Genomic DNA, 24,706 nt, shown 5'->3' on the forward strand with positions numbered 1-24,706 from the left:
AGTTTTACGTTTCGACTGCGCCGGAAGTGGGGCGAATTATAGACGTATAAAATCTGCCGTCAACCCTTGATTTGGTTTTTCTATCAAAGAAGCTGAAAACCTCAAGATTCGTCCGTTATAAGCCCTTACCAAGGATAATTGAGCAATATATTGCTCAACCTCGAACAGTTAAGCATCATAGCGCCCACGCATCTCTTAATATGACTTCGGACGAACACTCCCAAATGACCACCTCCCCCCGCAGCCTGGCCTCGACATTGTTCCCAGTCGGCTTGCTGCTGATTGCCATGGCCTCCATCCAGTCCGGCGCCTCGCTGGCCAAGAGCATGTTTCCTATCGTCGGCGCACAAGGCACCACGGCACTGCGCCTGATTTTTGCCAGCGTGATCATGCTGCTTCTATTACGTCCATGGCGTGCTAAGTTGACGGCCAAATCCCTGCGCACCGTCATCGTTTATGGGATGGCCCTGGGCGGCATGAACTTCCTCTTCTATATGTCCTTGCGCAGCGTACCTCTGGGGATCGCGGTTGCCCTGGAGTTCACCGGCCCGCTTGCCGTGGCTATCTATGCCTCTCGGCGCGCGGTCGATTTCCTGTGGATTGCCCTGGCAATCATCGGCTTGCTCCTACTTATCCCAATGGGAGAAGCGAGCAGCGGTATCGATCTACTGGGTGCGGGCTACGCCTTGGGTGCCGGGGTCTGCTGGGCGCTCTACATTCTGTATGGCCAGAAAGCCGGTAATGACAACGGCGTGCAGACCGCCGCCCTCGGCGTAATGATCGCCGCCTTGTTTGTTGCCCCTATCGGCATCGTGCATGCGGGCAGCGCATTGCTGACGCCCGCCCTGATCCCGGTCGCCATCGGTGTCGCCATTCTGTCCACCGCCCTGCCCTACACCCTGGAAATGGTCGCACTGACACGCCTCCCCGCCCGTACCTTCGGCACGCTGATGAGCATCGAACCGGCTTTCGGTGCCCTCTCCGGCCTGCTGTTCCTGCACGAACACCTGTCACTCGCGCAATGGCTGGCAATCACGTGCATCATCCTGGCCTCCGTAGGCGCTACCGTGACAATGCGCAGCGAGTCAAAGCCGCTGGTTCCAGCGGATTGAAGGCTGTTTGAATGTAGCTCTGGCATTTGGCGCTCATTTAGGCCATGTTTAAGCCGTAAACGAATGTCATTCATGGAGAATTTCGACAAGGACAGCGCGAACGCTACACCCGAGAGCGAGTAGAGCCAGCCTCTAGCATTGCGAGGCGGCTATTAAGGATAGGAATGAAGCGAATTTTGATACTGTTAATGGTCATGGCGATTGCCGGTTGTGCCGCGACCACCAAAACAGAAGTGAAACGTGGCAAAAAAGGGCTGCATATCAACTGTTCCGGCCTGTCTTCTTCCTGGGACCAGTGCTACACCAGTGCAACGAACTCTTGCGGCGCCAAGGGCTATCGGGTTATCGCAAAGTCCGGTGACAATTCCGAGGAACCTGGGGACTACCCCTTCGGCCTCAACCCTGCCGGCTACACCAGTCGAAGCATGATCGTCATCTGCAAGTAATCGCTCGAGCAGTCATCCCCTGACTGCTCTCATTAAATTCCAGCGATAAAACCAGCCCTTTGCGGCGCTGCGACTAGACTCCTGCTCGACCATTGAGCCAAGGGAGTTCCCATGACGCACAACAAGAAAATCGTATTGGTAGTGGGTGCCGGTGATGCAACGGGCGGCGCCATTGCCAAGCGCTTTGCCCGCGAAGGCTACGTGGCGTGTGTCACCCGCCGCAGCGCCGATAAATTGCAGCCGCTGGTAGACAGCATCCACGCGGCAGGCGGTGAAGCCCATGGCTTTGCCTGCGATGCACGTAAAGAAGAAGACGTCATTGCGCTGATCGAGCAGATCGAAACCGAGCTGGGTCCGATTGAAGCCTTCGTGTTCAACATCGGCGCCAACGTGCCGTGTAGCATCCTGGAAGAAACCGCGCGCAAGTATTTCAAGATCTGGGAGATGGCTTGCTTCTCCGGCTTCCTGAATGCCCGCGAAGTGGCCAAACGCATGGTCACGCGCAATCGAGGCACGATTTTGTTCACCGGTGCCACCGCAGGATTGCGTGGCGCAGCAGGGTTTGCCGCCTTCGCCGGCGCCAAACACGGTATCCGGGCGCTCGCGCAAAGCATGGCAAGGGAACTCGGGCCCAGAAACATCCACGTCGCCCATGTGGTGGTCGACGGCGCCATCGACACCGACTTTATTCGCGACAATTTCCCGCAGAAATACGCGCTCAAGGACCAGGACGGCATCCTCAACCCCGAGCATATCGCCGATAACTATTGGTACCTGCACAGCCAGCCACGCGACGCCTGGACGTTCGAATTGGACCTGCGCCCCTGGAATGAACCCTGGTAAGCACGCCCCCACAATAATAAGCAGCGAGCATCGACCATGAGTAAAACCCTGGAGTTCTTCTTTGACCTCGGCAGCCCCGCCACCTACCTGGCCTACACCCAGCTCCCAGCACTGTGCGCCTCAACCGGTACGCAGCTGATTTATAAGCCCATGCTGTTGGGCGGCGTGTTCAAGGCCACGGGCAACGCCTCTCCCATCACCGTGCCCGCCAAAGGTCGCTACATGTTCGATGACCTGGCGCGCTATGCACGTCGCTACAACGTACCGCTCACGTTCAACCCGCACTTTCCCATCAATACCCTGCTGTTGATGCGGGCCGTCACCGGCATTCAATTGCGCCAACCCCAGCGCTTCGATGACTTTGTGGATTGCCTGTTCCGCGCCCTCTGGGTTGATGGCCGTCATTTGGGAGACACCAATATTGTTGCTGCCGTGCTGACCGAACACGGTTTTAGTCCCGAAGAGGTTCTGACCCTGGCCAACGACGAAGCGGTAAAGACCGCCCTCAAGGACAACACCGATCAAGCCGTTCAACGGGGCGTGTTCGGTGCGCCCAGCCTGTTTGTAGGCAACCAGCTGTTCTTTGGTCAGGACCGTCTGGATTTTGTGCGCGAAGCCCTGAGTTAGATCTCGATCGCCAAGCGCCCTTGCGCGCCGCTTGCGAGCAGATCATAGGCGGCGTTCGCACTATGCAAATCGAATGAACGCCCATCCATGGTCGGCTTGAGTTTACCTGCATCAATCAACCGCGCCGCCTCGGCTAGAATCTGCCCGTGATGCTCACGCCCCTTGCCGGTCAGCAACGGCAATAAGGTAAACACGCCCGAGTAGGTTGCCCCACGAAACGACAGCGGTGCCAGGCTGTGTTGCCCCCATCCCAGGCAACTCACGACATGACCGTGATAGGTCTTGGCGGCTCGAAAGGATGCATCCAGCGTTTCGCCGCCGACGGTGTCATACACAATGTCGAAGCCTTCGCCCGCGGTGTACTGCGCGACGTACTCCTCGACCGCCTGCAGCTTATAGTCGATAAACGTCGCGCCCAGCGCCTCAATCACCGCGCGATGCTTGGCGGAGCCCGTGGCATACACCTGCGCACCATGGGCAATCGCCAGTTGCACTGCGACATGCCCTACACCACCCGCGCCGCCTTGGATCAGTACTTTGTGCCCGGAGCCTACATGCGCCCGGTCCACCAAGCCCTCCCACGCGGTGATCAGCACCAGCGGCAACACCGCCGCTTCACGCATGCTCAAGGCCTCGGGTTTCTTCGCCAGCAAACGGGCATCGACGGCTGCGTATTCGGCCAACGAGCCCTGTGCGCCACCAATGCCAGTCGCCAACCCATAGACTTTATCGCCTACGTGCCAATCACTGACCTCTGGGCCGACGGCTTCCACGGTGCCTGCCAGGTCCATGCCGAGCACCGCCGGTAATGGCTGCCGGGCATGGGCAGCCTGGCCGGCGCGGATTTTCCCGTCCAATGGATTAAGGCCACTGGCGCTGATTCTGACCAACACTTGGCCAGCGCCTGCTACCGGTTTAGGAATTGTCGTCAGCCGGAACGGTGCATCCACGGCATCCACAATCAAAGCATGCATATCAGTCATGTTGGCGGTCTCGCGTCATCGAAGAATGAAGTCAATGATCCGCCAGCCAATTCATGCCGATAAGACACCAAAAGACTATAGTGCTTATGCGCAAGAAGAATGAATTGGACGCCCCATGGACAAACTCAACGCAATGGCGATTTTCGTTCGCGTGATCGAACGCGGCAGCTTCTCCGCCGTCGCCCGGGAAATGCAGACCACCCAACCCACCATCAGCAAAATCCTGCGCGCCCTGGAAACCGAACTGGGCGGCAAGCTGATTGCTCGCAGTACGCGCCAACTGTCCCTGACCGACGAAGGTCAGCGGTACTACAGCCACTGTCGCGAAATCCTCGCCGCTGTGGATGCTGCCGAACACAGCTTCCAGACCGGCAAAGAGGCGATCGCCGGCTCCCTGCGCGTGGGCTCATCGGTGAGTTTCGGGCGCCTTCAGATTGCTTCACGTTTGAGCGATTTCCTGCAGAAATACCCTGACGTACAAATAGACCTGCAACTCAACGATCACCTGCAGGACATGGTCAGCGAAGGCCTGGACGTGACCCTGCGAATCGGTGAACTGCGCGACAGCGGCTTGATCGCCAGGCAGATCGGCACCACCCACCGCGTCACCCTGGCCTGCCCGGCTTACCTGGCCAACCATCGCGCACCGAAAACCCCGCAGGATCTCAGCCAGCACAACTGCCTGCTGTTCAACCTGCTCAGCAGCCAGAACCAGTGGGTTTACGAAAAGGATGGCACGCGACACAGCGTGCGCATCACCGGCAACGCCCAGAGCAACAACTCCGAAGCGGTGCGGGAGATGGTGTTGACGGGGCTCGGCATTGCGCTGTCGCCCCTGTGGTTGTTCCATGACGATTTGAAAGCCGGCCGCGTGATTGCGTTATTGCAGGACTACACCCCGCAACCACTGCCGATCCATGCGGTGTCAGCACCCAACCGCCGCCAATCGGCCCGGGTCAAGGTATTCGTCGACTATATGGCCGACGCCCTGGCCCAGGCACCCGAATTGCAGGCGATCAAATAGCCGCAGTGCGCACCTGCAACCATTCAAGTGCGGCACCGCCGAGCAATGGACTCAAACGCTCACGCACCTCGGCATGGTAAGCGTTGAACCACTCACGCTCGTCTGCCGTCAGCAGCGACGGTTCCAGACAGCGCGTGTCGATCGGACACAGAGTCAATGTTTCGAATTTGAGGAACTCGCCGAACTCAGTCTTGCCGGCTTCGCGGTTCAGCACCAGGTTCTCGATACGCACGCCCCAGCGTCCCGGACGGTAAGTGCCCGGTTCGATGGAGGTGATCATCCCCGGCTGCATCGCCGTTTGCGGCGCAGTGGCCGCCTGATAGGCAATCACTTGCGGGCCTTCATGCACATTGAGGAAATAGCCTACGCCGTGCCCGGTACCGTGGCCGTAGTCCACGCCCTCAGCCCAGATCGGCGCGCGAGCAATGGCATCCAGCAGCGGGGACAGGATGCCTTTCGGGAAATGCGCACGGGACAAGGCAATCACGCCCTTGAGTACACGGGTGCAGTCGCGTTTCTGTTCCTCGCTCGGCGTACCGATTGGCACCATCCGCGTGATATCCGTTGTGCCGCCGAGGTACTGCCCGCCCGAATCGATCAGCAGCAGCCCGTCGCCTTCGATCACTGCGTGCTCTTCTTCAGTGGCGTGGTAGTGCGGCATCGCACCATTGGCGTTATACGCCGCGATGGTGTTGAAACTCAGCGACACATAACCGGGGCGACGGGTGCGCGCAGCGGTCAGGTGTTCGTCGATGGTCAGTTCGGTGATACGTTCGCGCCCCAGCGCACTGTCCAGCCAGGCGAAGAATTCGCACAACGCCGCGCCGTCCTGCTCCATGGCCTGGCGGATGTGTTCCGCGTCGGCCAGGCTCTTGCGCGACTTGGCCAAGGTGGTCGGGTTGAGTCCTTCGACCAGCTTGACGCCGGCATCGAGGTTTTCCAGCAAGCCCGCGGTAACGCGCGCCGGGTCGACCTGCACACTGGCGCCCGCCGGCACCGTACGCAAGGCATCCGCCACTTCGCTGTAGTCGCGCAGCGTCACGCCATCCTGTTCCAGCACCGCCCGCAACGCGGCATCGACTTTGCTCAGCGCCACGAACAACGTGGCCTGCTGTTGATTGATCAGCGCAAAGGACACAAACACCGGGTTGAACGAAACATCACCGCCGCGCAGGTTGAACAGCCAGGCGATGTCGTCCAGGGTGGCGATGAAGTGCCAGTCGGCGCCCTTCTCCTTCAGGACAGCGCGCAGCGAGGCGAGTTTCTCACCCCGGCTGACGGTGGCCTGAGGCGGCAGGTGCTGATAGATCGGCTGGTTTGGCAGTGTCGGACGGTCTTGCCAGACTTCATCCAACAGGTCGATATCAGTACGCAGTTGTGCACCGCGCTCCGCCAACTTGCCGCCCAGGGTCCGCGCCGAGGCCACGGCCATGACCGCACCGTCCACCGCGACAACGCCACCTTCCGGCGTCTGCTCGGCCAGCCACTCCAGCGGTCCGGGTTGGCCTGGCTGCAGTTTCACCAATTCGATGCCGCTGCCCTTGAGTTCCTTGGTCGCTTGTTCCCAGTAACGGCTATCGGCCCACACGCCGGCGAAATCCGCCGTGACAATCAGCGTCCCCACCGAACCATGAAACCCCGACAACCATTGCCGCCCCTGCCAGTAACCCGGCAGGTACTCGGACAAGTGCGGGTCGGCCGACGGCACCAACAGGGCGTGAATGCCCTCGCGGTTCATCAGTTCACGGGTGTGCGCCAGGCGCTGGGGAACCGTTCCATGGGTCAAAGGCTGCGTACTCATTGTGTCTCCTGCTAACCACGAATAATTATTATGTGAATCAGACCGCCCAGAACGCCGGTGCACTGGCCAGGGCCGCCTTGATCAATTGCACCGCTTGGTCGATATCCTGCTCGGTGGTAAACCGGCCCAGGCTCAAGCGAATGGTACGGCCGGCGCTGCGTGCATCATGGCCCAACGCCAGGAGCACATGGGACGGCGCGTTACTCGCCGAATTGCAGGCCGAGGTCGCGGAAAACGCGATCCCCGCACTCAACGCAGCGGCGTTGAATTCGCCTTCGCCAAACGTGAGGCTCAGGGTATGTGGAATACGTTGTGTCGCGCTGCCATTGAGGCGCACGCCGGCCACCGATTCCAACTGGTCCAGCAAGCGCTGACGCAAGGCGACGATCACCGCCTTTTCTTCAGCAAAAGACGCCGCCGCCAAGGCAAACGCGGTGCCCATGCCGGCAATTTGATGGGTCGCCAGGGTGCCGGAGCGCAGGCCGCCTTCGTGACCACCGCCGTGGATCTGCGCCAACACCTTCTGCTGCGCCCGAGGGCCGACATACAACGCGCCAATCCCTTTGGGGCCATACAGCTTGTGGGCCGAAAATGACATCAAGTCTACTGGCCACTGCGCCAGGTCGATCGCCACTTTGCCCGCGCCCTGCGCCGCATCCACATGCAACAACGCGCCGTGTTCACGCACTCGCGCGCCGATGGCGGAGATGTCGTTGAGGGTGCCCAGTTCGTTGTTCACCAGCATCAGCGAAACCAGGAACGTGTCTTCGCGCAAGGCTTCGCTGACGGCATCGGCACTGATCAACCCATCGGCATCCGGCACCAGGTAGGTGACGGCCACGCCGGCTTCCTGCAGTTGCCGCGCGGTATCCAACGTAGCCTTGTGTTCGATCTGGCTGGTGATGATATGCCCACCCGTCACGCCTCGCGCCTGGGCCACGCCCTTGATTGCAAGGTTGTTGGATTCGGTGGCGCCGGAGGTCCAGACGATTTGCTCAGGGTTGGCACCGACCAACTCGGCTACCTGGCGACGCGCCTGCTCGACCGTGTGCCGGGCCGCCTGGCCGAACGCATGGGAACTGGACGCGGGGTTACCGAAATTGGCATTGAAGCCCAGACACTCGACCATCACCTGGATGACCCGCTCATCCACCGGGGTGGTGGCGGCGTAGTCGAAATACAGCGGACGTTTATTCATGACGTTAAAAACTCGCAGAGCAGGTTCCCGAGAGCAGCGTCTCAGGGGCACGGACCGGGACAGAGGTTGTCAGGTTTAACCGATCGCATGCCATTAAAGAAGGACCACTTTATGTAAATGTGCGTAGGAACGCTCCTGAAATTCAGCTTAACAGGCTGAAGTCGCACCATGGAAAACAAAAAGCCCGAGGTTCCTTAGGGGAATCCTCGGGCTTTTTGCCGCCAGGCGCGGGATCAACTGGGACGACCATGCAGGGTCACGCTGCGTTCGGCGTTCATTTCGCCCTGGCGATCAAAACCGAAAGGCTTCTGTGGCTGGCCGGTCAGTGCGGCGCGCTGCTGTTGATATTCATCAAACGACAAACCACGACGGCTCAACGCTTCCAGGGCCAACTGTTTGGTTTCTTCCGCCGTGTAGGGGCGCAATTCGGGTGAAGGATGGGTCGCACATCCGGCAAGGACTGAGCTGACGATCAATAAGGAAATGACGAGGAATCGGTTCATGGCGGCGGCCCTGCAAAGGAGGTTTCGAGTCAATGAACACAGGCTACTCCCGGCCCCGCACGGTGAAAAATCACCTGCCTTGATAGTCGCTATCAACCGCCAAGGCACCTGCGATAGCGGTATTCGTATATTTCTTTATGATCTATAAATATGGAAATACGTTCATTTACGGAATAAATGCAACCCTCTATAACTGACGCTACATCGCGTCAGTACTGTTGCCCACGCAACTGTTGCCAGCGCAACAGCCAATCAACAAATCACCAGCCAGACAACAGCGACACTTTTCGGCAGTGAGCTTGCAACCCACGCCAATCAAGGCCTGCGCCCGTTGGTATAGCTCTTGCTCACCAGGTTGCACTCCACTGTTGAAAAAGGAACTGTTCATGACCCGTCCCCTGAATGTCGTTGCCCTCTCTGGCGGAACCTGGCGCCCGTCACGCACCCTCGTGCTGACCCAAGCAGTGCTCGCCGAACTGGCCACGTTGCTGCCGATCCAGACCACCCTGATCGAACTGGGCGAGATTGCCCGGCCGCTGGGGGGTGCACTGTCCCGTGACGAACTGCCGGCAGATGTCGAATCCCAACTGTTGGCCATCGAACAGGCCGACCTGCTGATCGTCGCCGCACCGGTCTATCGTGGCTCCTACCCCGGCCTGCTCAAGCATCTGTTCGACCTGGTCGGCCTCAACGCCTTGATCAATACGCCGGTACTGCTCGCCGCCACTGGCGGCAGCGAACGTCATGCGCTGGTGCTCGATCACCAACTGCGTCCGCTGTTCAGCTTTTTCCAGGCATTGACCTTGCCGATCGGTGTGTACGCCACCGAAGCCGACTTCACCGACTACCAAATCACCAGTGAACTACTAAAAGCCCGTATTCAACTGGCGGCAGAACGCGCTGCGCCTTTGTTTGCAGCGCACTCCCCCTCTCTGCTGAAAATCGCTTAAGGATTGGTCATGGATGTTTTCTGGTTTCTGCCAACACATGGCGACGGGCATTACCTGGGCACCACCCAAGGCGCACGGCCGGTCACCCTCAATTATCTGAAACAAGTCGCCCAAGCGGCTGACAACCTGGGTTACCACGGCGTACTGATTCCTACCGGGCGCTCGTGCGAAGACTCCTGGGTCATCGCCTCGGCGCTGGTGCCGCTGACCGAACGCCTGCGTTATCTGGTGGCGATTCGTCCGGGGATCATTTCGCCCACGGTCTCGGCACGCATGGCGGCGACCTTGGATCGCCTGTCCAACGGCCGCTTGCTGATCAACGTGGTGACCGGCGGCGACCCCGATGAAAACCGTGGCGACGGCAGCTTCCTCGACCACAGTGAACGTTACGAAGTCTCCGATGAATTCCTACAGATCTGGCGCCGTGTATTGCAGGGCGAATCGGTAGATTTTGAAGGCAAGCACCTGCGAGTGCAGAACGCCAAGGCACTGTACCCACCGGTGCAGAAGCCTTATCCACCGCTGTATTTTGGTGGTTCCTCCGACGCCGCCCACGACCTCGCCGCCGAACAGGTCGATGTGTACCTGACCTGGGGCGAACCGCCGGCCGCCGTCGCGGAAAAACTCGCGGATGTGCGTGAACGCGCCGCACGTCACGGGCGCACCGTGAAGTTCGGCATTCGCCTGCATGTGATCGTGCGTGAAACCGAAGAGGACGCCTGGAAAGCCGCCGACAAACTGATCGAACACATCAGCGACGAAACCATCGCCGCCGCGCAAAAATCCTTCTCGCGCTTCGACTCCGAAGGCCAGCGCCGCATGGCCGCCCTGCACGACGGGCGCCGCGACAACCTGGAAATCGCCCCCAACTTGTGGGCCGGCGTCGGCCTGGTGCGCGGCGGTGCCGGCACAGCACTGGTGGGCAACCCACAGCAAGTCGCCGAGCGCATCAAGGAATACGCGGATTTGGGGATCGAGAGTTTCATCTTCTCCGGCTACCCGCACCTGGAAGAGGCGTATCGCTTTGCCGAGCTGGTGTTCCCGCTGCTGCCGGAACCCTACGCCAGCCTGGCCGGGCGTGGTGTTACCAACCTCACTGGCCCGTTCGGCGAAATGATTGCCAACGATGTACTGCCAGCCAAGGCCTGATGGGCTGAGCAGCGGGAACGGCCCTGGCCGCTCCCGCCTATAAAAGAGGAAACCCCGTGACAGCCAAACCCCACAGCGTCCTGCCCTCCCCCTTGCAGACCGCCAAACTGCTGGCCGCCGAATTCGCCCTTACCGCCGTCGAGCGCGACGAGCGCGGCGGCACGCCCAAAGCCGAACGTGACGCGCTGCGCCACAGTGGCCTGCTCGCCCTGAGCATCCCCACCCAATACGGCGGCCTCGGCGCACGCTGGAGCGAAACCCTGGGCATCGTGCGCGAATTCGCCAAGGTCGACAGCTCCATCGCCCACGTCTTCGGTTTTCACCACCTGATGCTCGCCACCGTGCGCCTGTTTGCGCGCCCGGACCAATGGCAGCCCTGGTTTGAACAGACCGCACGCAAAAACTGGTTTTGGGGCAACGCCCTCAACCCGCTGGACACCCGCACCGTGGTCAAGGATTTCGGCGGCTGGCGCGAGTTCTCCGGCAAAAAGAGCTTCTGCTCCGGCGCCAGCGACTCGGAAATGCTGATCGCCTCGGCAGTCGACGAAGCGGCCGGCGGCAAGTTGCTGATCGCCGCAATCCCCAGCGGGCGCAGCGGCATCACTTTGCACAATGACTGGAACAATATCGGCCAGCGTCAGACCGACAGCGGCAGCGCCAGCTTCGAACGCGTGCGCGTCGAAGAGTCCGAATTGCTGCTCGATCCCGGCCCACTGAGCACGCCCTTTGCCTGCCTGCGCCCGCTGATTGCCCAGTTGACCTTCACGCATATGTTTCTCGGGATTGCCGAAGGCGCCTTCGAAGAAGCCCGCAATTACACCCTGACCGAAACGCGCGCCTGGCATAAGTCCTCGGCTGAAGACGTGCGCCAAGACCCTTACGTGCTACATCACTACGGTGAGTTCTGGGTCGCCCTGGAAGGTATTCGCCTGCTAGTGGAATGCGCCGCCGAGTTGCTCGACCAAGCCTGGGCCAAGGGTGCGAACCTCAGTGAATCCGAGCGCGGCCAATTGGCTATCGCCATCGCCACCGCCAAAGTCGCCGCCACCCGCCAGGGCCTGGACCTGTGCAGCCGGTTGTTCGAAGTGACCGGCGCGCGCTCCACCCACGCCTCACTGCGTCTGGACCGTCACTGGCGCAACCTGCGCACACAGACCCTGCACGATCCGGTGGACTACAAACTCCACGAACTGGGGGATTGGGCGTTGAACCAATCCCTGCCGATTCCTACGTTCTATTCCTAAGAGAGGTGCCCATGCAGCTATTGACCCTACCGCCCTCGCCCGCCCTCGCGACGTCGATCCGCGCCACGGCCCAGGTCTTCGAAGACCCGAAATCCCAGGCGCTGCTCGACCATATCCAGCAAGTGGCGCCCAGCGAAGCCAGCGTGCTGATCATCGGCGAGACCGGCACCGGTAAAGAGCTGGTGGCGCGCCATATCCATAACCTCAGCGCGCGGCGCAACCGGCCTTTCGTGGCGGTGAATTGCGGGGCGTTCTCCGAATCCCTGGTGGAAGCCGAGCTGTTCGGCCATGAAAAAGGCGCCTTTACCGGCGCCCTCAGTGCCAAGGCCGGCTGGTTTGAAGAGGCCGACGGCGGCACCTTGTTCCTCGATGAGATCGGCGATCTGCCGATGGCAATCCAAGTGAAGCTGTTGCGCGTCCTACAGGAACGTGAAGTCGTACGCCTGGGTTCGCGTAAGAGCATTCCTATTGATGTGCGTGTATTGGCCGCGACCAACGTGCAACTGGAAAAAGCCATCAACGCCGGGCATTTCCGTGAAGACCTCTACTACCGTCTTGACGTGGTCAGCCTGGAACTCAGCCCGTTGCGCGAGCGCCCCGGCGATATCCTGCCGCTGACCCGACACTTCATCGAAGCCTACAGCCAGCGCCTGGGCTACGGCCCGATCACCATCAGCCGCGAGGCCGAGCAAAAGCTCAAGAGCTACAGCTGGCCGGGCAATATCCGCGAGCTGGAGAACGTGATTCACCACACCCTGTTGATCTGCCGTAACGGCGTGATCGAACGGGACGACCTGCGCCTGTCGAATATGCGCATCGAACGCCAGGACGACAGCCCGCACGGCACCGACAACAGCGCCGAAGCCTTGCTCGCGCGCGCCTTCCAGAAGCTGTTCGAAGAACAGGCCGGCGCCCTGCATGAAAAGGTCGAGGATGCCCTGCTACGCGCCGCCTATCGTTTCAGCCATTACAACCAGGTGCACACCGCCAACCTGCTGGGCTTGAGCCGTAACGTCACACGCACGCGCCTGATCAAGATCGGCGAGCTGGCGGTGAACAAGCGCCGCCCTGGTGAAAACGTGCAAGGCGAGCGCATGCTGCATTTATCCATTTAGGCGGCAGTGCAACGCGTTGTCATGGCTGCGCTCGAAACTGCGCAGCACCTGGAACGAGCCGAAGGTCACCGCCGTGGCCTGATGGGCGCGAATCAGCGTCCAGAAATCTTCCTCGCCATGCTCAAAGCACTGGAACGCCGCCTCGCCGTCTTCACGCGAGCGCCATTGCAGGTAGTTGAGCACCCGCCGTCCGTCATCGCTGACCTGCACACTGGCATTGATAAAGCCGCCGTGGCCCTGGGCCAGGCGTTCGCTTTGGGTGGTCAAGGCCGCCACCAGGGCGACTTGCTGCTGGGGCTCGATCTGAAATTCGATCAATTGAGTGAAGCTGCGATTTTTCTCTGATACCTGCATGAACACTCCCCTTCCTCTGTAGGCAGAATCTTGCGATTCGATGCCACGCAGGGTAAAACCTCTAGTTAAGTCAAGGTCAAGCGTTGTCTGGGAGTTTTTTCATGCTCAACAAGGAACTCACGGTCGGCCAACTGGCCGCCCGCAGCGGTGTGGCGGTCACGGCCCTGCATTTCTATGAAACCAAGGGGTTGATCAAGAGCAATCGCAATGCCGGCAACCAGCGGCGTTATCCTCGCGATGTGTTGCGGCGCGTGGTGGTGATCAAGATCGCCCAGCGTTTGGGCATACCACTGGCAACGATCGGCGAGGCGTTGCAGGCCTTGCCGGATGGGCGCACGCCCACGGCGCAGGATTGGGAGCGCTTGTCGGCGCTGTGGCGGGAAGACCTGGATGAGCGCATCAATAAGCTGATGTTGCTGCGAGATAAGCTCAATGGCTGTATCGGTTGCGGGTGCCTGTCGATGGAGGCGTGCCCGTTGCGGAATCAGGATGACCAGTTGGGTGAGCGTGGGCCGGGGGCTCAATTGCTTGAGCCGACGGCCATCACTGAATAAACGCGGGATCAAAAACCAGGGGCAATCTGACCTTTGTAACGGGTCAGGATGAACTGGCGCACCTCATCGGAATTCAACGCCTTGGCCAGTTTCTGGATACGGGGGTCGTTGATGTTATCCGGCCGTGCCACCAGGTACTCGATGTACAGCGACTTGCCCTTCTCCACGATCAACGCGCTGTTAGTATCGATCCCCGCTTCCAGCGCGTAGTTAGCAAACACAAACGCCAAATCCACCTGGCTCACCGAACGGGCCAGCAAGGCGCCTTCCAGTTCGCGGATTCTCAAATGCTTGGGGTTTTCCGCGATATCGCGCGGCGTACTCAGAGTGTTGCTCGGATCCTTGAGTTTGATCAGGCCCGCCTCATCCAGCAGCACCAGGGCGCGGCCAGTGTTGACCGGGTCGTTGGGGATCGACACCGTGGCGCCGTCCTTCAGCTCCGAGATGTTTTTGATCTTGGTCGAGTAAGCGCCAAAAGGTTCAATATGCACGCCCACCACCGGTACCAGATCGGTGTGACGGGTCTTGTTGTAGTCGTCGAGAAACGGGCGGTACTGGTAATAGTTGGCGTCGATGTTCTTCAACGACAGTTGTTGGTTGGGCTGGATAAAGTCGGTGAAGACTTTGATCTGCAGGTCCACGCCCTCCTTGGCCAGCACCGGTTTGACGAACTCGAGAATTTCCGCATGGGGCACAGGGGTCGCGCCCACCACCAGTTTTTCATTGGCAAAGGCATTCAACGACAGGACAGCGGCCAAAATGGCCAGGGACTTTTTCATACAGGCTCCGAAAGCAGTTGTTATAGGAATCAACGGCGGCTGTAACGCGCCACCAAACGGTCACCGGTCATCTGCAGGGCCTGCACCAGCACCAACAGCAGCACCACGGTGACCACCATTACGTCGGTCTGAAAGCGCTGGTAGCCGTAGCGAATTGCCAGGTCACCCAGGCCGCCGCCACCGATCACGCCGGCCATGGCGGTGTAGTCCACCAGCACAATCGCGGTCACGGTCACTGCCGCCAGCAGCCCGCCCCGGGCCTCTGGCAACAGGGTGTGGCGGATCACCTGCCAGGTGCTGGCGCCCATGGATTGGGTGGCCTCGACCACGCCGCGATCCACTTCACGCAGTGCGGTTTCCACCAGCCGCGCAAAGAACGGCGTACAGCCCACCACCAGCGGCGGGATGGTGCCCGGCACACCGAGGGAGGTGCCCACCAGCAAGGTGGTGAGCGGGATCAACACGATCAGCAGGATGATGAACGGCAGCGAACGCAACACGTTGACCACCACCGACAGCAACCGATACACCACCAGCGCCTCGTGCAACTGGCGCTTGCCGGTGAGAAACAGCAGCACGCCCAGGGGCAGCCCGAGCAGCACGGTAAAACCCAGCGCCGCGGCGAGCATGCTCAGGGTTTCCAGGCAGGCCTGGCCGATGTCGGCCCAATAGATGTTCTTGAACAGTTCGGCCATGGATCACGACCAGTCATGGCGCGGCGGCTTGGCGCCGTTGAGCAGCCAATTGCCCACCACGTGGTACTTCCAGCGCACCGGGTCGTGCAGGGTGTGGACCCGCGCGTTGCGCCAGTGGCGGTCGAAGTTGTGCTTCTTCAAGGTGGAACGGGTGCCGCCCAGTTCGAACAGCTTGTTACTGGCTTCGATGGCGATTTCAGTGGTCAGCACTTTGGCGCGCGCGACGGCGAGGGACGCGTGGGCGACGTTGTCTTCATCTGGGGCCGGGCGCGCGGCATCCAGGGCAAAGCCGGCGCGGTCGAGCAAAGCTTCGGCCGCTTCCAGGCGAATATCCAGGGCACCGACCTGAATGATGGTCAGTGGATCCTCACTGGCTTTCTCCACCCCGGCGTCAATCCATGGCCGGGCGAATTGCTGCACGAACTGCACCGTGTCACGCAGCGCCGCACGGGCAATACCCGCGTCGATGGCGGCAGTGGTCAGTTGTGCGAAAGGGCCAGCCAAGGTTGGGGAATCGTAGGATTTGTGCGTAGGAAACAAATTGAACGCCGGCACCCGCAAATCCTGAGCCAGTACCGTCCCGCTGGAGGTGGTGCGCTGGCCCATGCTGTCCCAATCGTCGACCACCACCAGCCCTTCAGTGCCACGCGGCACAAAGGCCAGCTGGGCGTTTTGCTGTTCATCCAGCGCCAGCACTGCCAGCCAATGGGCGTACAGCGAACCGGTGCAATAGCCCTTGCGCCCGTTGATCACATAGCCGTCGCCTTCACGGCGAATAGTGGCCTGGATGTCCTGCACGTGCTTGCCGCCGGTTTCCGACAGCGCATTGGCAAAGCGATGGCCCTGCAAGGCCAAGCCGAAGAAATGCGCCTGTTGCTCGGGCGTGCCCTGCAAGCGGATATCTTCCAGCAGGCAGTAGTGGTTCTGCGGGATCTGCCCTAATGACGGGTCGGCCGCCGAAATAATCGCGATCACCTGGGCCAGCACCGCGTAAGACACCTGCGCCCCGCCGAACGCGCGCGGCACGCTGATGCCCCACAGGCCACTGTTGGAATACAGGTCCACCACCTCGGCGGGCACCTGGCGGCTGCGGTCGCGCTCGGCGTCCTGTTCCAGGAGAACAGCGGCGACGCGGTGGGCGACGGCAATCGCCTCGGCTGCATCGCGGATCAAGGCGGCATGGGGCGTGTGGATCGGGTAATCGGCAGACACAGGCAGTACAGACATACAACGCTCTCGGGCGAATGATTTGCCAGAGGTATTGCAGCTTCTGTGCCGAGCCCGGAAACCGGTGGTTTGGCCGTAAAAACGCGCCCCCTACCCGCTTATGGCGCAGCAAACTGCCGGTTCGCTGTTGCCTGGCGAACACCTCGTCGGCTGCCCGCAGGCCCCGGCGTACGTGGCCTATAGTGAAAAGGCCGTCCCTCCATAACCACCACTCAAGGAGAACGAAATGAGCGTTAAGCCTATTCCCGAGGGTTTCCACAGTGTCACGCCCTACCTGGGCGTCGAAAAAGCGGCCGAAGCCATCGAGTTCTACAAGAAAGCCTTTGGCGCCATCGAAGCCATGCGCCTGGACATGCCCGACGGCAGAGTCGGCCACGCCGAGCTGCGTATCGGTGACTCGCCGATCATGCTGGGCTCACCCTGCGATGAAAGTGCGTTTGGCAGCCCCCGTGATGGCCACACCAGCGTCGGTTTGCATGTGTATGTCAATGACGTCGACGCGCAGTACAAACAAGCCATCGCAGCCGGTGGCACACCGATCTCCGAACCCAAGGACCAGTTCTACGGCGATCGCTCCGGCACGCTGAAGGATCCATTCGGCCATGTGTGGTTCCTGGCCACCCACAAGGAAGACCTGACTGAAACGCAGATCCGCGAACGAGCCCAGGCCATGTTCAAGCAAGGCTGATCGACGGGAGCCGGCCCGCCGGCTCCTACACACTTCATGAACAACCCCTCCACGTTTTCGCCCTTGCCCCGAACGCCGCGTGATTCCAGGATGCAGGCAATCATCACAAGGAGTCATTCCATGTTCGCCGGATTCCAAAAAGACAGCTGCCACGTCAACGGCGTGGACATCAGCTACCGCAAAGGCGGTACAGGTCCCGGCCTGCTCCTGCTACACGGGCACCCGCAAACCCACGTCATCTGGCACAAAGTCGCCGAGCAATTGGCCGAGCACTTCACCGTGGTGGCGGCCGACCTGCGCGGTTATGGCGACAGCAGCAAACCGCCGGCCAATGACCACCACACGAATTATTCAAAACGGGAAATGGCCCGGGACAGCGTCGAACTCATGAAAGCCCTGGGCTTCGAACAGTTCTCGGTGCTGGCCCATGACCGTGGCGCCCGTGTGGCCCATCGCCTGGCACTGGATCATCCCAACGCTGTGCAACGCATGGTGCTGCTGGACATCGCGCCGACCCTGTCGATGTACGCACAGACCGACGAAGCCTTCGCCCGCGCCTACTGGCACTGGTTCTTCCTGATCCGTCCGGCGCCGTTGCCGGAGGCCTTGATCGAGGGTAATCCGGAGCTGTACCTGCGCAGCGTGATGGGCAGCCGCAGCGCCGGGCTCAAGCCGTTTACCGACGAGGCCTTCGCTGAATACCTGCGTTGCCTGAAACTGCCGGGCGCTGCCACTGGCATCTGCGAAGACTACCGCGCTGCCGCCGGTATCGACCTTGAGCACGACCAGGCGGATATCGACGCCGGCCATCACCTGAACCTGCCGTTGCTGGTGATGTGGGGCGCCGAAGGCACCGTCGGCCGCTGTTTCGAGCCGCTCAAGGAATGGCAGAAAGTCGCCACCGACGTGCGCGGCAAGGCCCTGCCGGCCGGCCATTACATTGCCGAAGAGGCTCCCGAGTTGTTGCTGGGCGAAGTCCTGACCTTCCTTCGCTGATCCCCTGATTCACTCCCCCACGCAGGCGCGCCAACACCTGCGACGGGGTCTGCTTGCCCAAAAAAGACTGCGAGATAATAACAATGACAATCAGAAAACTGCTGGGAACCCTGTATATCCAGGTGCTCATCGCCATCGCGCTGGGCGTGTTGATCGGCCATCAATGGCCGCAGATCGGCATCGACCTCAAGCCCTTGGGCGACGGTTTCATCAAACTGATCAAGATGATCATCGGCCCGATTATCTTCTGCACGGTGGTGTCCGGCATCACCAGCATGCACGACGTGAAACAGGTCGGCCGCGTCGGCGGCAAGGCGCTGCTGTACTTCGAAGTCGTCTCGACCATTGCCCTGTTGATCGGCATTCTCGCCGCGCACCTGCTGCATCCGGGCGTCGGTTTCAATATTGACGTGAAAACCCTCGACAGCTCGGCCATCGCCGGTTTTGTCGGCCAGGCCGAACACGGTGAAGGCATCGTCGGGTTCCTGCTGCATGTGATCCCCGCGACGTTTTTCGATGCGTTCTCCAAGGGTGAAATCCTGCCGGTACTGTTCGTCTCGGTGCTGTTTGGCGTGGGCCTGGTGATGGTCGGTGAAAAGGGCCGGCCGTTGGTGGGGGTGATCAACCAGGCCAGCGAAGTGTTCTTCCGCATCGTCGGTATCATCAGCCGGGTCGCGCCAATCGGGGCCTTTGGCGCGATTGCGTTCACCATCGGCAAATACGGCGTGGGTTCGTTGCTGCCGTTGTTGAAGCTGGTGGGCACCTTCTATATCACCGCGTTTTTCTTCATTGCCGTGGTGCTGGGCAGCATCGCCCGCTACGCAGGGTTCAGCATTTTCAAATTGATGGGCTACATCAAGTCGGAGCTGCTGATCGTACTGGGCACCAGCTCGTCGGAATCGGCGTTGCCGCAATTGATCCAGAAACTTGAAAGCCTGGGCGCCTCCAAGGGCGTGGTGGGCATCGTGGTGCCGACCGGCTACACCTTCAATCTGGACGGCACCAACATCTATATGACCCTGGCGGTGTTGTTCCTGGCCCAGGCCACCAACATCCACTTGCCGCTGGAACAGCAGTTGACGCTGCTGGCGGTGGCCATGCTGACGTCCAAGGGCGCCGGGGCGGTGGTCGGCGCGGGGTTTGTCGCGCTGGCGGCGAGCCTGGCGGTGGTGCCGACTGTGCCGGTGGCGGCGATGGTGTTGATCCTCGGCGTAGACCGCTTCATGGCTGAATGCCGTTCGCTGACCAATATCATCGGCAATGCCGTGGCCGCGCTGGTGGTGGCCGCCTGGGAGGGTGAGCTGGACCGCGAAAAAATGGCGCCTATCGCGCTCAAGCACGGCCGACATGCGCGGGCAGCCGCTCAAGCGAAGATCGCTGCCGAGTAACCCAAGACGGCCAGGTGTGCCGGAAGGCACACCGATCCGGTGCTATTCTGGCGGCTCATGCCGCCAGCCCTGTTTCTGATGACCAATAAGAAAGATACCGTGCCCCTACCCGAAGACCTGCGGGTGTTCCTGACCGTGATCCGCAAGGCCGGCTTCGCAGCGGCCGCCGATGAGCTGGGCTTGTCGCCGGCCTATGTCAGCAAGCGCATCCAGATCCTTGAAACCACCCTGGCCACCCGCTTGCTGCACCGCACCAGCCGACGCATCGCCCTGACCGAAGACGGCGAGCGGGTGCAGCGCTGGGCCGTACGTATCCTGGAAGACTTCCAGCAACTCTCCGATGAACTCTCCGATGCCCACGACAGCCCCCGTGGCCGCCTGCACCTGTGCAGCAGCTTTGGTTTCGGCCGCAACCATGTGGCGCCCGCCCTGTCGCTGCTGGCGGAACAGTACCCGGACCTGGAAATCCGCCTGGACCTGTTTGACCGCGTGGTGGACATCGTCAGCGAAGGCTTCGATTTGGAGATCCGCGTGGGCGACGATATCCCCGGCCAGCACATCGGCCGACGACTGGTGAGCAACCGTCGCGTGCTGTGCGCGGCGCCGGCTTATCTGCAGCGGCGCGGAACACCGCAACAGTTGAGCGAGCTGGAGCAGCACGACTGCCTGGTGCTCAAGGAGCGCGATAACGCGTTTGGCATCTGGCACCTGGAACACGACGGCGCCCAGGAAAGCGTGCGCGTGCGCGGGCCGTTGTCGTCGAATAATGGCGAGATTGTGTTGCAGTGGGCGTTGGATGGGCGCGGGGTATTGCTGCGCTCGATGTGGGATGTGAAACCGCTATTGGAACAAGGCAAGCTGGTGCAGGTGCTGCACGGGTATACCCAGAGCGCCAACGTGTGGGCGGTGTACCCGACACGGTTGGCGTATTCCGGCAAGCTGCGCGCCTGCGTGGAGTTTTTGCAGGAGCATTTCAAAGGGTTGTCGATTTAGCTCAGCCAGGGATTGGCTACCAGGTGCTGGCGCTCGAAGGCCTTGATCTCTTCACGGCGTTGCAAGGTGCTGCCGATGGCGTCCAAGCCCAATAGCAACGCAGTTTTACGCAGGGTATCGATCTGGAACGGGATCACCTCGCCGTCCGCCAAGCGAATGGCCTGGTCTTCAAGGTCCACGCTGATCTGCGCCTGGTCCGCCTGGCTGACCGTCTGGCCCAACCGCTGCAACACCGCCTCGTCCAAGGTGATCAACAATACCCCGTTGCGCTGGCAGTTGTCATAGAAAATCCCGGCAAAGCTGCTGCCGATCGGGGCGCGGATGCCCATTTGCTTCAAGCCCCACACCGCATGCTCACGGCTGGAACCACAGCCGAAGTTCGGCCCCACCACCATGAAACTCGCACCCTGCCAGGCCGGCTGGTTCAGCACGAATTCCGGGTTGGGCTCGCCGGACGCCAAGAAGCGCAAGTCGAAGAACAGCCCGCGGTCCAGGCCGCTGCGGTCGATGCCCTTGAGGAATTGCTTGGGCATGATCACGTCGGTGTCGATGTTGGCCGCCAGCATCGGCGCGGCCTTGCCGGTGACCAGGGTGAAGGGTTGCAGGCTCATGAGCGTGCTCCAAAGTGGCGGATATCAGTAAGGCGGCCAGTAATGGCAGCGGCGGCGACCATCGCCGGGCTCATCAGGTGGGTGCGTGCGCCCGCGCCCTGGCGGCCTTCGAAGTTGCGGTTAGTGCTGGAGGCGCAGCGGTCGCCCGGAGCCAGCACGTCGTCGTTCATCGCCAGGCACATCGAGCAGCCCGACTGGCGCCATTCGAAGCCTGCCTCGATAAAAACCGCCGCCAGCCCTTCGGCCTCGGCCTGGTCACGGACTTCGGTGGAGCCAGGCACGATCATCGCGCGCACATGGTCGGCCACGTGTTTGCCGCGCACCACGCTGGCGGCGTCGCGCAGGTCTTCGATGCGGGCGTTGGTGCAGGAGCCGATGAAGGCGTGACTGATGACAATCTCGCTCAGCGGCATGCCGGCTTCCAGGCCCATGTAGTTGAGGGCACGGCGCATGTCCTGGCGCAGGATCAGGTCACTGACGTCCTGCGGGTCGGGCACGCGGGCACCGATGGGCGCGGCCTGGTCAGGGCTGGTGCCCCAGGTGACCATGGGCTCCAGGGTGGAGGCGTCGAGTTGCACTTCCCGGTCGAACACCGCGTCGTCGTCGGTGTGGAGTTTTCGCCACTCCAGCAGCGCCTTTTCCCACAGCTCGCCTTGCGGTGCGCGTGGTTTGCCCTTGAGGTAGGCGAATACTTTCTCGTCCGGTGCCATGAACGCCCCCCGCGCACCGGCTTCCACCGCCATGTTGCAGATGGTCATGCGCGCCTCGACGGTCAGCGCGTCGATAGTGGAGCCACGAAACTCAATGGCGTAGCCCGTTGCACCGGACGCGCCGATGTTGCCGATCAGCGCCATGATCACGTCTTTTGAGGTCAAGCCCGGCGCCAGGTCACCGTCTACCGTCACGCGCAGGGTTTTCAGACGTTTGTAGACCAGCGTCTGGGACGCCAGCAGGTGTTCGATTTCCGAGGTGCCGATGCCAAAACCAAAGGCACCGAGGGCGCCGTAGGTGGTGGTGTGGCTGTCACCGGCGGCAATCACCATGCCCGGCAGGATGAAACCCTGTTCCGGGGCGATTACGTGCTCGATGCCCTGGCGCTTGTCGAGGATGTCCAGCAGTTCGATGCCGAAGTCCCGGCAGTTCTCCGCCAGGTACGACACTTGCCGCGCACCGCCTGCATCCGGCATCGCAGCAATGCGCTTGGGCGTGGTGGGGTTCACATGGTCGACCACGGCCAACGCCGTGCCGGGACGCCACACCGTGCGCCCGGCTTCGCGCAAGCCGCTGAAGGCCTGGGGGCTGGTGTATTCGTTGATCACCTGGCGGTCGATATAAAGCAGGACATGGCCCTGGTCATCCAGGGAGCACACCGTATGGGAGTCGATGTGTTTGTCGTAGAGGGTTCTGGCAGTCATTTCTAAGGCTCGCTCAACGGTATGAGCCCATCCTACGCAGCGCCCGGGCCCCATCAATGCCGCTTGGGTGATGGCTTGGAACATGTTTCGTGTTCGATCGCGGCGTTTAAGCGGCCTGAATGTGAACCTGAAACATTTTCTTTCATATGCGGCTTAGGGATTTCTCATTCTCATCCGTCTTAACTTAGATACAGCCTGTCGCGTCAGCAAAAGCTACGACTGGCCTTTTCCGGGCCTTCACTGCCCCCCTCCGATCAAGACCCGCATTCACATGTCGAAGAAGTCACGCTCCAAACTCTGGTTTCTCGTACATAGCTGGTTGGCCTTGCCCATCTGGTTCTTTGTACTGATCGTCTGCGTCACCGGCACCCTGGCGGTGGTCAGCCAGGAGATCGTCTGGCTGGCCAACCCGGATATCCGCGCGAGCAAGCCGACCGACGACGCCGAACCCCTGAGCTACGACCAGGTGATCGCCGCGATCAAGCGCGAAGAGCCTCAGGTGTTCGTCCAGTCGATCAGCCGACCCGACGAATCCCATTTCGCCCTCAGCGTCGACCTCAGCTACCCCGACGGGCGCTCCGTGGAGGTCTACGTCAACCCTTACACCGGCGCGATCCAGGGCATCAGCCCGTCGTTCAACTTCCAGGCCTTTACCCGCGCCCTGCACGGCTGGTGGCTGGTGCCGTTTACCAATGGCTACAGCTGGGGCTGGTACCTGGTCTCGGCACTGGGTATCCCGCTGCTGGCGTCGCTGGTCACCGGGCTGGTGGTGTACAAGAAGTTCTGGAAGGGCTTCCTGCGCCCTACCCTGCGTATTCGCCATGGCGCGCGGATCTTCTGGGGTGACTTCCACCGCTTGAGCGGTATCTGGTCGATCTGGTTCATCGCGGTGATTTCCGTCACCGGCATCTGGTTTCTGATCCGGGCGATCCTGGGCGATAACCAGATCTCGATTTCCACCGAGCCGGTCATCCCGGTGATTGCACGGGAAAAAGTACCGATGTCGGCACCCGGCGTGCCGGCCCCCATGATTCCTGTGGACGAGGCGATCAAGATCGCCACCCAGCGCATCCCTGGCCTGGAGGCGAGCTTCATCAGCCTGCCGCTCAATGCCTACAGCCACCTGCAGATCGGCGGGCGCGGCTGGTATCCGCTGATGTTCCAGACCGCGCAGATCAACCCTTATGACGGTGAAGTCGCGGCGGCGCACTTGCTGTCCGACCGCTCGAAGCTGGAGTTCGTCACCGAGTCCATGCGCCCGCTGCACACCGGCGACTTTGGTGGGCTCTGGATCAAGCTGATCTGGGCGTTCTTCGGCCTGATCATGAGCATGATGGTGTTGAGCGGCCTGCTGATCTGGACCAAGCGCACCGCCCTGGCCACCCTCAATGCCCTCAAGCGTGAAGCCAAGACCCAACACAAGCCGGCGGCCATCCCCGCCAGACAGGCTGAAACCTCGGAGGTCACCCCATGAGCCAGGTCGCTGCTGCTAAACCTTCGCCGCTGCGGGCCTTCTGGCTGAAATGGCGCTTCCACATCAATGTGCTGCTGTTGCTGATCCCCCTGGGCTTCATGCCCAAGTACTTCGCTGACGCCGCGCTGTTTCGTGGCGACACCGGCATCGGCGAGCGAGTGGCCGGTGAGGTGCAGGTCGGGCCCTGGAGCCTGACGCTTGCGGAGTTCCGCAATGAAGGCCCGCGTCCCGACCCGGCCGGGCCGATGAAGTTCTTCAATGCCGCCCTGTGCGACACCTGCGCCGACCAGGTCAAGGCCACCTACCTGCGCATCGGCAAACCGCGCAGCCTGCGCGCCGCCGGGGTGATCTTCTTCGGCACGCCGTACCGCATGGGCGCCGGCCTGCCGATCCCGGAACGCACACCCGCCGACGCCGAACTGTGGGTCACCATGGAAGGCTGGGACGGCACGATGCACCAGGGATCCATCCCGTTGAGCCAGGCTTCGCCTGCCACTATTGCCTGGCTGAACAAGCAAGGAGTTAAACCATGACTTT

General features: G+C 61.2%; 26 protein-coding genes. 16 read left to right on the top strand and 10 right to left on the bottom strand.

Annotated elements, in window-relative coordinates; translation table 11 throughout:
* Positions 1–224 precede the first annotated feature (224 nt).
* The 4 genes from rhtA (at position 225) to H096_RS17180 (ending at position 3,028) form a co-directional block, all read left to right on the top strand.
* A complete protein-coding gene (gene rhtA / locus H096_RS17165) occupies positions 225–1,112 on the top strand; it encodes a threonine/homoserine exporter RhtA (protein ID WP_033900260.1) in 888 nt (295 codons plus the stop codon).
* A 164-nt stretch (positions 1,113–1,276) separates the two neighbouring features.
* Positions 1,277–1,558: a hypothetical protein gene (locus tag H096_RS17170; protein WP_016980214.1), complete on the top strand. Its 282-nt coding sequence runs from the start codon at positions 1,277–1,279 to the stop codon at positions 1,556–1,558.
* A gap of 111 nt (positions 1,559–1,669) precedes the next feature.
* Positions 1,670–2,401 carry an SDR family oxidoreductase gene (locus H096_RS17175; protein WP_033900262.1) on the top strand — a complete coding sequence of 244 codons (732 nt, stop codon included), beginning with the start codon at positions 1,670–1,672 and terminating at the stop codon, positions 2,399–2,401.
* Positions 2,402–2,437: 36 nt separating this feature from the next.
* The gene (locus H096_RS17180; protein WP_033900264.1) at positions 2,438–3,028 is read left to right on the top strand and encodes a 2-hydroxychromene-2-carboxylate isomerase; all 591 of its coding nucleotides are present in this window, start codon (positions 2,438–2,440) and stop codon (positions 3,026–3,028) included.
* Here H096_RS17180 and H096_RS17185 read toward each other — a convergent pair.
* Positions 3,025–4,011: a zinc-dependent alcohol dehydrogenase family protein gene (locus tag H096_RS17185; protein WP_033900270.1), complete on the bottom strand. Its 987-nt coding sequence runs from the start codon at positions 4,009–4,011 to the stop codon at positions 3,025–3,027. The two genes, H096_RS17180 and H096_RS17185, sit on opposite strands and share 4 nt — an antisense overlap.
* Before the next feature lie 115 nt (positions 4,012–4,126).
* Between H096_RS17185 and H096_RS17190 the strand changes: the two genes are divergently transcribed.
* On the top strand, positions 4,127–5,035 hold the full coding sequence (locus tag H096_RS17190) for a LysR family transcriptional regulator (protein WP_033900274.1): 909 nt from the start codon (positions 4,127–4,129) through the stop codon (positions 5,033–5,035).
* On the opposite strand, the gene H096_RS17195 is transcribed toward H096_RS17190, so the two are convergent.
* The 3 genes from H096_RS17195 to H096_RS17205 all read right to left on the bottom strand — a co-directional run bounded on the left by H096_RS17195 (position 5,028) and on the right by H096_RS17205 (position 8,537).
* On the bottom strand, positions 5,028–6,836 hold the full coding sequence (locus H096_RS17195) for an aminopeptidase P family protein (RefSeq protein WP_033900275.1): 1,809 nt from the start codon (positions 6,834–6,836) through the stop codon (positions 5,028–5,030). The genes H096_RS17190 and H096_RS17195 overlap by 8 nt on opposite strands.
* 37 nt (positions 6,837–6,873) lie before the next feature.
* Positions 6,874–8,034 (bottom strand): aminotransferase class V-fold PLP-dependent enzyme, encoded by a 1,161-nt coding sequence (locus H096_RS17200; protein ID WP_033900277.1) that lies wholly within the window; start codon positions 8,032–8,034, stop codon positions 6,874–6,876.
* A gap of 233 nt (positions 8,035–8,267) precedes the next feature.
* Positions 8,268–8,537 (bottom strand): hypothetical protein, encoded by a 270-nt coding sequence (locus H096_RS17205; protein ID WP_033900279.1) that lies wholly within the window; start codon positions 8,535–8,537, stop codon positions 8,268–8,270.
* Positions 8,538–8,923: 386 nt separating this feature from the next.
* On the opposite strand from H096_RS17205, the gene msuE reads away from it, so the two are divergent.
* Genes msuE through H096_RS17230 form a run of 4 tightly spaced genes read left to right on the top strand, consistent with a single transcriptional unit; the run spans position 8,924 to position 12,995 of the window.
* Entirely contained in the window at positions 8,924–9,487 is a 564-nt protein-coding gene (gene msuE / locus H096_RS17215) for an FMN reductase (RefSeq protein WP_033900283.1), read from the top strand.
* A gap of 9 nt (positions 9,488–9,496) precedes the next feature.
* Positions 9,497–10,636: an FMNH2-dependent alkanesulfonate monooxygenase gene (gene ssuD / locus H096_RS17220; RefSeq protein ID WP_033900285.1), complete on the top strand. Its 1,140-nt coding sequence runs from the start codon at positions 9,497–9,499 to the stop codon at positions 10,634–10,636.
* A 56-nt stretch (positions 10,637–10,692) separates the two neighbouring features.
* Positions 10,693–11,880, top strand: a complete 1,188-nt coding sequence (locus tag H096_RS17225; RefSeq protein ID WP_033900288.1) for an acyl-CoA dehydrogenase family protein — start codon at positions 10,693–10,695, stop codon at positions 11,878–11,880.
* Positions 11,881–11,891: 11 nt separating this feature from the next.
* Positions 11,892–12,995 carry a sigma-54 dependent transcriptional regulator gene (locus tag H096_RS17230; RefSeq protein WP_033900291.1) on the top strand — a complete coding sequence of 368 codons (1,104 nt, stop codon included), beginning with the start codon at positions 11,892–11,894 and terminating at the stop codon, positions 12,993–12,995.
* Here the strand turns inward: H096_RS17230 and H096_RS17235 are convergent.
* Entirely contained in the window at positions 12,984–13,349 is a 366-nt protein-coding gene (locus H096_RS17235; RefSeq protein ID WP_026000062.1) for an antibiotic biosynthesis monooxygenase, read from the bottom strand. The genes H096_RS17230 and H096_RS17235 overlap by 12 nt on opposite strands.
* A gap of 101 nt (positions 13,350–13,450) precedes the next feature.
* Here H096_RS17235 and soxR point away from each other — a divergent pair, with 101 nt between their 5' ends.
* The gene (gene soxR / locus H096_RS17240; protein ID WP_033900293.1) at positions 13,451–13,903 is read left to right on the top strand and encodes a redox-sensitive transcriptional activator SoxR; all 453 of its coding nucleotides are present in this window, start codon (positions 13,451–13,453) and stop codon (positions 13,901–13,903) included.
* An 8-nt stretch (positions 13,904–13,911) separates the two neighbouring features.
* On the opposite strand, the gene H096_RS17245 is transcribed toward soxR, so the two are convergent.
* Genes H096_RS17245 through H096_RS17255 form a run of 3 tightly spaced genes read right to left on the bottom strand, consistent with a single transcriptional unit; the run spans position 13,912 to position 16,604 of the window.
* Positions 13,912–14,682 (bottom strand): MetQ/NlpA family ABC transporter substrate-binding protein, encoded by a 771-nt coding sequence (locus H096_RS17245; RefSeq protein WP_033900294.1) that lies wholly within the window; start codon positions 14,680–14,682, stop codon positions 13,912–13,914.
* A 29-nt stretch (positions 14,683–14,711) separates the two neighbouring features.
* The gene (locus tag H096_RS17250; protein WP_016980232.1) at positions 14,712–15,377 is read right to left on the bottom strand and encodes a methionine ABC transporter permease; all 666 of its coding nucleotides are present in this window, start codon (positions 15,375–15,377) and stop codon (positions 14,712–14,714) included.
* Between the two features lie 3 nt (positions 15,378–15,380).
* Positions 15,381–16,604, bottom strand: coding sequence for an SfnB family sulfur acquisition oxidoreductase (locus H096_RS17255; RefSeq protein WP_033900296.1), 1,224 nt, complete (start codon positions 16,602–16,604; stop codon positions 15,381–15,383).
* Between the two features lie 226 nt (positions 16,605–16,830).
* Between H096_RS17255 and H096_RS17260 the strand changes: the two genes are divergently transcribed.
* From H096_RS17260 to H096_RS17275, 4 genes are all read left to right on the top strand, one after another.
* Complete coding sequence (locus H096_RS17260) at positions 16,831–17,292, top strand: VOC family protein (protein WP_033900297.1); 462 nt, start codon at positions 16,831–16,833, stop codon at positions 17,290–17,292.
* A gap of 120 nt (positions 17,293–17,412) precedes the next feature.
* Positions 17,413–18,288, top strand: coding sequence for an alpha/beta hydrolase (locus tag H096_RS17265; protein ID WP_033900298.1), 876 nt, complete (start codon positions 17,413–17,415; stop codon positions 18,286–18,288).
* A gap of 83 nt (positions 18,289–18,371) precedes the next feature.
* Positions 18,372–19,676: a dicarboxylate/amino acid:cation symporter gene (locus tag H096_RS17270; protein ID WP_033900301.1), complete on the top strand. Its 1,305-nt coding sequence runs from the start codon at positions 18,372–18,374 to the stop codon at positions 19,674–19,676.
* Between the two features lie 78 nt (positions 19,677–19,754).
* Positions 19,755–20,669 carry a LysR substrate-binding domain-containing protein gene (locus tag H096_RS17275; protein ID WP_206542896.1) on the top strand — a complete coding sequence of 305 codons (915 nt, stop codon included), beginning with the start codon at positions 19,755–19,757 and terminating at the stop codon, positions 20,667–20,669.
* Here the strand turns inward: H096_RS17275 and leuD are convergent.
* Entirely contained in the window at positions 20,666–21,280 is a 615-nt protein-coding gene (leuD, locus tag H096_RS17280) for a 3-isopropylmalate dehydratase small subunit (protein WP_033900305.1), read from the bottom strand. The genes H096_RS17275 and leuD overlap by 4 nt on opposite strands.
* Positions 21,277–22,695 (bottom strand): 3-isopropylmalate dehydratase large subunit, encoded by a 1,419-nt coding sequence (gene leuC, locus H096_RS17285; protein WP_033900307.1) that lies wholly within the window; start codon positions 22,693–22,695, stop codon positions 21,277–21,279. The genes leuD and leuC overlap by 4 nt, the downstream gene beginning before the upstream one ends.
* A gap of 271 nt (positions 22,696–22,966) precedes the next feature.
* Here leuC and H096_RS17290 point away from each other — a divergent pair, with 271 nt between their 5' ends.
* Positions 22,967–24,169: a PepSY domain-containing protein gene (locus tag H096_RS17290; RefSeq protein WP_033900308.1), complete on the top strand. Its 1,203-nt coding sequence runs from the start codon at positions 22,967–22,969 to the stop codon at positions 24,167–24,169.
* Entirely contained in the window at positions 24,166–24,702 is a 537-nt protein-coding gene (locus tag H096_RS17295) for a hypothetical protein (protein ID WP_033900310.1), read from the top strand. The genes H096_RS17290 and H096_RS17295 overlap by 4 nt, the downstream gene beginning before the upstream one ends.
* Positions 24,703–24,706: the final 4 nt, after the last annotated feature.

Source organism: Pseudomonas sp. FH1 (assembly GCF_000510895.2).
Classification (GTDB): domain Bacteria; phylum Pseudomonadota; class Gammaproteobacteria; order Pseudomonadales; family Pseudomonadaceae; genus Aquipseudomonas; species Aquipseudomonas azotoformans_A.